The 6,026-nt window shown below is 44.2% G+C and carries 8 protein-coding genes; all 8 read left to right on the plus strand.

Going from position 1 to position 6,026, the window contains the following annotated elements; genetic code table 11:
- The coding region (locus tag WH50_RS26630; protein ID WP_207780279.1) for a hypothetical protein at positions 1-302 on the plus strand (302 nt) is incomplete at its 5' end.
- A gap of 113 nt (positions 303-415) precedes the next feature.
- On the plus strand, positions 416-688 hold the full coding sequence (locus WH50_RS26110; protein ID WP_133251314.1) for a hypothetical protein: 273 nt from the start codon (positions 416-418) through the stop codon (positions 686-688).
- Positions 689-932: 244 nt separating this feature from the next.
- Positions 933-1,691: a ParA family protein gene (locus tag WH50_RS11955; protein ID WP_165838405.1), complete on the plus strand. Its 759-nt coding sequence runs from the start codon at positions 933-935 to the stop codon at positions 1,689-1,691.
- The gene (locus tag WH50_RS11960) at positions 1,684-2,841 is read left to right on the plus strand and encodes a ParB/RepB/Spo0J family partition protein (RefSeq protein ID WP_110187514.1); all 1,158 of its coding nucleotides are present in this window, start codon (positions 1,684-1,686) and stop codon (positions 2,839-2,841) included. The genes WH50_RS11955 and WH50_RS11960 overlap by 8 nt, the downstream gene beginning before the upstream one ends.
- 1 nt (position 2,842) lies before the next feature.
- Entirely contained in the window at positions 2,843-3,103 is a 261-nt protein-coding gene (locus WH50_RS11965) for a hypothetical protein (RefSeq protein WP_110187515.1), read from the plus strand.
- Positions 3,078-3,446 carry a hypothetical protein gene (locus tag WH50_RS11970; protein WP_133251315.1) on the plus strand — a complete coding sequence of 123 codons (369 nt, stop codon included), beginning with the start codon at positions 3,078-3,080 and terminating at the stop codon, positions 3,444-3,446. Before WH50_RS11965 ends, WH50_RS11970 begins: the two co-directional genes overlap by 26 nt.
- 85 nt (positions 3,447-3,531) lie before the next feature.
- Positions 3,532-3,780, plus strand: a complete 249-nt coding sequence (locus WH50_RS11975) for a hypothetical protein (RefSeq protein WP_110187517.1) — start codon at positions 3,532-3,534, stop codon at positions 3,778-3,780.
- A gap of 396 nt (positions 3,781-4,176) precedes the next feature.
- Positions 4,177-5,229 carry a hypothetical protein gene (locus WH50_RS11980; protein ID WP_133251316.1) on the plus strand — a complete coding sequence of 351 codons (1,053 nt, stop codon included), beginning with the start codon at positions 4,177-4,179 and terminating at the stop codon, positions 5,227-5,229.
- The last annotated feature ends 797 nt before the right edge of the window (positions 5,230-6,026 follow it).

Raw genomic sequence — 6,026 nt, forward strand, 5'->3', positions numbered from 1 at the left:
AATCACGAAATACGGATACCCAAAAGAAGATAGGCTTTAATGGAATGGAAACCGGAAAATATACCTATAAGGTAAGCGCTTTTGCTCCCGATCCTGACTCTGGAGAACGCTATTTCACCTTTAACGGAATAGTTAACCGCTCAGAGCTGATGGATTCAGAAAGACAGTACGATATCCTTCTGCAGGGATTGTCCGATCATGTTCACTCCGTGACAGGCGTTCGTTGCTCACCAAACAGCTTTGCGTTGCAATCAGTGCAGCAAGTAAGTGCTGAGTCCCCAATAGTCCTGATACCTCTTTAATGCCACAGTGACAGCCCTATCGACAAGGAGCTATCACCCAGTCTCACACCTCAACAGCGTTTTAACTAGGCTCTGATGGATCTGTACGGAGTCGATTAGATCTAAGGGAAGATATGAAAACTCGTATTGGCGTTACCGTGATTTTATCAAGTGTACTGGGCCTTGCTCATGCACAAGAAAGCAGTGCTAAAGGCGAAGATGATGCATTGAGCAAAGGGTTCGATCCGGCGATCATGTGCGTCTTTGAGGGGAAATTCTATTCATTAGGAGCTACGCTCCAACAGGTTGACAGAACCATTGTTGAGTGTACGGATAGAAATCCAAATGGTGATGAGTTTAAGAAAGTGCCAGGTCATTGGGCGCGAAAGAGAGGAGTTGTATCTTAATCAGAATGGTACTAATTTGCGTGTTGCCGGCACTGATCCGGATTCAAAAATAGTACCTTTTCTGAGACAACAAGCCCCTTACAGTAAGGGGTTTTTTGTCTGTAACTGCTCTACCTAGCACACACGACGACAGTGCAATTTTATAAATCAGGTGCTAAAAAATATAAAAAATAGCACCTTTTTTATTGTTATGTGGTTGTCAATATTCTATTATCAGCATCACATTGATGATGGAGTGCTGGCAATGGCTAAGGTAATAGCAGTAAGTAACCAGAAAGGCGGAGTCGGTAAGACAACTGTCACGATGAATCTGGCATACAATCTCGCTCGGCAAGGTTACAAAGTATTAGTAATTGATAATGACCCGCAAGGGGACATATCGAGAGCGCTAAAAGTTAAGATTGATCAATCGGTATCACAAACTGAAGATTTGTATTCCGAAGTGTTCAATCAAAAATTTTATAGCGTTGAGGAAAATCTGTCCGTGGTCCCCACGGGACTAGAATTGTCAAAAAGAACTACTGACGAGTTTACAATTATTTTTGACTTTCAAAACAACATAGAATCAATAAAGAGCCTGTTTGATTTTATTTTGATTGACTGCTTGCCCTCATTCGGACTACTACAAACTGCAGCACACTTGTCTTCAGACTATCTGGTAATCCCTGCATTACTAGATGACTTTAGCGTTGCCGCAGTATCTGCGCAGATAAGAAATGCACAGATCAACAAGAAGAAACTGAAAGGAAGCATTGAAGTGCTAGGCATCGTCATCAATGACATGTCCGCTTCCAGAACTAATGTTGAGAAGCACTTTCTAAACGAATTAAAAGAGCAGCATGGAGCGTTATTGTTTAACTCTATGATTACACGCTCAGCAAAAGTAAAAGAGTCTGTTGCGCTGAATCAATGTATTAAAGACTATGCTAAATACAGCGACCAAGCACGACAATATGAACAGCTGACAAAAGAACTACTAGAGCGAGTTGTTAAGCATGGCTAAAAATTTCTCGCAGCAAATTGGTAAGAAAAAACTTGATGAATTAATTGACAATAAGAAGAAAAATATTTATTTGCATCCTGACCAAATAATTCCCGACCCATCACAGCCTAGAAGAACTATCGATTTAGAAGCGCTGCTGAATTTACAAACTTCTATCGAGGAGAATGAACAACTACAGCCCTGTATTGTTCATCCACCCATGGATGGAAAGTACATGCTCAAATACGGTGAACGCCGCTGGAGAGCAATAAAGCAGTCAAGTATAGTAAGTGAAGTATGGTGTGTTATTGATGATTCAAATGACAACGAAATAGATATTAGAATAAAACAGATTTCAGAAAACAAAGACAGAGATTCTGTAAATGTATATGAAGAGTCGATTGCAATAAAGGAAATAGTGGAGTCACTGACTGCCAGTGCAAACAAGGCCGAGATAGCAAAGAGACTAGGGATTGCTCCAAGCTCCATCAGCAAATACATATTAATTGCTGAGTCTTGCTCTCTAGTAAAAGAGGTTTCCATAAACAATGAAAGCAATGATGTGGAAACACTATATATGCTGCAGAGGTTACATCTGGCAGGAAAAGCGGAACTTGCGAGAGAGCTGGTAAATAAGTGGAGAGCTGGAGAGCTGGACACGTCATTACGAAGAGCTGTCAAAGCTGCCTTACCACAAAAGGACGTGCAGGTATCTCAGACCACAGAAGCAGCCGGATCTGCACCACAGGTGAGTCAGAGCAATAATGAAACAGGTACCGCGCCACTGCCCGAACAGATACCAGCAGCAACCGGAGCAGCCCCACAGGTAGGTCAGACAACAATTACCAGCACGGCGCCGCAGGTATCTCAGGCCACAGAAGCAGCCGGATCTGCCCCACACTCACAGGTAAGTCAGAGCACTAATGAAACAGGTACCGCGCCACAGCCCGTACAGATAACAGAAGCAACCGGAGCCGCCCCACAGGAGATTCAGACTGCAAATGCCGGCACGGTACCGCAGGTGGCCCAGGTGAAAGAAGACGTTGGAGCGGCGCTGCAAACAGTGGCTATAGAGGTCACTATAGAAGAAATCGAAACGTTTCTATCTATCTATGGTGGCGTACCTGAGTTGTCTGGCCTTGTTGCCAAACTGCAAGCTGCTAGAGGTTGATATGGCCAAGAGAGTCACGACAAAAGAACTGGATCTGATACTGGAATACGCTTCGTCACCAAAGGCTGAAATGCACCGTCATGGCCATGAAGACAAATTTGTTATCTACATTACGGTAGAAGATAAACGCTATATTGTATTTAAAATTCGCTATGCTGGTGAAAAGTTGTTTCAGGCAAAAACAGCATTAGAGTTTTTATTTGAAAGGGGCTTTAAGGAAATCAAGGTTTTTGGCAATGACAATATACGAAGTGAGAGTTGATGGTAATGATGCTTTTATAAGGATTGCCCACCACCCTGTATTTCAAAAATATTTTATTGATGTTTTTGGTGGGGATCAGGAGCATATCAAAAAAGTGAAACTTGCATGCAAGTATCTAGGGAAAGGCTATTTCAAGTCACCAGATGATGTACTTGAAAGTTTAGGGAAAATATCATTTTCCAGAATAGTTGGTGTATTTGACTATATTCAGGAAGATTTAACAAAATCTAGTAGCCATGAGCTGGTGAAAATATTTTTAGATAGAGCAGGGAATATTACGAATATAGAAGAGGTATCCAGCCAGACTGGACCTCAGTTGCACTCAAAGCAGGAGCCTAAATAGTACCATTTTGTTCGCCCCGGGTTGCCGATCGTCAGCTGCAGAACAGATGAAATGGTACCATAACGATACATGAAGGGAGTGTTCAATGCCAAAAACGTTGGTTAAGTTGGATATTGATGACACCATGCTAGGTGAGTTGAAGGCGATGTTCTCTCAAAAGACGGCATCTAAAGCATGCTGTCTCGCATTAGAAGACTATCAGCGTATTCGTGCCAGAATACAGCAGCTGATAAAGGAAAATAGCGAGCTGAAGCAAGATCTTGCCCATCACCAGCGCCTACTCAGAAATATTAAAGATGCTGTAAAAGAAGCTACCAGCTTTACGAATAGATAATGCTTAACAGAATGAGTTCAGCGGAAAGCTTGACCAAAAAACCCAGCTAGAATAAAGTCTTACAAGTTTTTAGAAAGAAAAAAGCCGCCAAAAATGGCGGCCTATCAAGCAGATGGATGCAAGTGCTACCAACACTTGAATCCTAGAGTTGAGTCCACACGACACGTCGGGGTTAAGGACGGAGCGTAGCGGGAACCTCACTTCAGTAAATTCAGTTTAGGGGTTAATAATAACCTTTTCAATACCGCCGGACTGAAATTCTGTGCATGTGAGGCTCCTTCTCTAACATCAAAGACGCTAACAGCGCCTGTTTGTTACAAGGGGTTATATATGTGTAAACGTAATTTTCTGCTGTTCGTCATGGTTAACACTTTCAGTTACTGCTGATAGTTAGCTGTGAACTCTGCTGTTCAGTTCCGCCGTTTCCACGGGAAACGCGCATATCCTCATCCTGGCCACTTCTTAGGTTCTGGCAATCGCTGTGGACACGACAAGGCACGTCCTGCTTTTTTGAACCGACGAGCAGCATCACATACAGTCAATACTCTTCCAAAGCTACAGCAGAAATTTAGGAACATCTTCCACCCCGTTGGCGAAGAGGCTGATTACACCGGCCCTAATAGTCCCTACTACGACAATCCTAGGTATTTCCCGGAGCTGTCAAACACTACAAGCAAAGCTAACCTTGATGGCCAGCCCCAGCATAACCGAAGCGAAGCGAGGGATTCTCAATGTGCGATTCTGGCTACAATTCTAGAGATGACAGACTTTTCCCAATTGCATATTGGGACGCCTCGTGATGATGGAACGTTTAAGTACCGTTCTTGGTCAGAGATCGCGATAGCTGCATCATCACCAGATCGGCTTTACTTTGAAAAAGTAGATGACCCAATCAAACCCGATGAGCATAAATATAAACCCACACAAGCCTTCTTTGCTCGAATTACAGAGCTTCAGGCAATGGGTATTTTGTATGTACAAGAACGCTATATGAAGGATGCCGCTGGTGGTGCGTTTGCTATCGTCGCTGTAAAGCAGTTAAACAGAAATTGGCTATTAAGCTTGGGCGTATGTAGTAATCGGCAGCTATCAGCTTTTCAGGCACGATGTAAGTCGATGATCAATGAGCGGCGTGCGCTTTGGCGAGCTAATAGACCTGATAAAGTAGCGGCAGCCAATGAGCGTAAAGAAGCACAAGCAAAGCTACGTGCTCGCCGTCCATTAAACCCTAGCTCTCTACTGACACGGAAGGCAGCATTGGCTGCTACTGTACAGGATAGTGAGCCAGACGTACTTGAGCAGCTTAAACGTCAGTATGCTGCGTTTCAGGCAAGTCTGTTAGCTCAGATTGTTAAGGAGGCAGAACAGCATAGTCATCCCCCTAGTTGGGTTAGAGCAGAGTCTCTGCATCGATATAAGACATTTGAACAGTTTCAGAAGGACATCTAAGCTGTATTGTATAGATATATCTATTTTCTCTTAGAAATGCGCCGTCATGCGCTTTTAGTAGTCCCGAGCTGTAGCCCTCCATTTTTTTTCTAAGCACTCACCTATATTCCGCCTCTCTACATGACAAAACTAACCACCCAACCTAATAGACTCAAAAATTAAGTCATAAATAGATAATTTAGGTCCGAAGAAGAATTTTTAAGTCACCCCTGTTTTTATATGTATTGATATATGCTTTTTAATAACTGCTAAGAGCAAAAAGGAAACGACATATCAACGCACTACGTGCGTGATGTCGTAATGTGGGCCTGCCCACACCCGGCAGGGGCTACACCCCTGCACCCGTAAGACTGGTGTCTACCTGATGAAAAAACTACACGGTAAAGACCCCAGGTTATTCAAGGCGCGAGAGGGCGCAGACGTGGCTAGTTGTTCCATTCCCGCGACAATAGCTACGTGCAACTGATAGTGACAAACAGCCGAAGCTATTTGAGAGCTTGCATGAACCGGCGCATACAAACTTGGCATTTCTTTTCTAACACTGTGTGGCGCCTAACTGGGGGCAAGCCCCCAGCCCCCCTAGTTTGCCTGAAGATACCGGTGGCCGTGCTCCAGCCCGGCGCACTGGCCCGCCACTATTTCGCATGCGAAATTCTGCCCGTGCTCGATGCGGGTTTCGTCACCGTGACAAAACACTCACCTTGTTTGGCCAGTGCCAGAGCCTTGCCTGCGTGATCCTGGAGGACACTCGACTCCACACACGACTAACTCTTCGTGCGACAGATGCGGGCTGAGAG

The sequence above is a fragment of the Pokkaliibacter plantistimulans genome (genome assembly GCF_003194385.1).
Lineage (GTDB): Bacteria > Pseudomonadota > Gammaproteobacteria > Pseudomonadales > Balneatricaceae > Pokkaliibacter > Pokkaliibacter plantistimulans.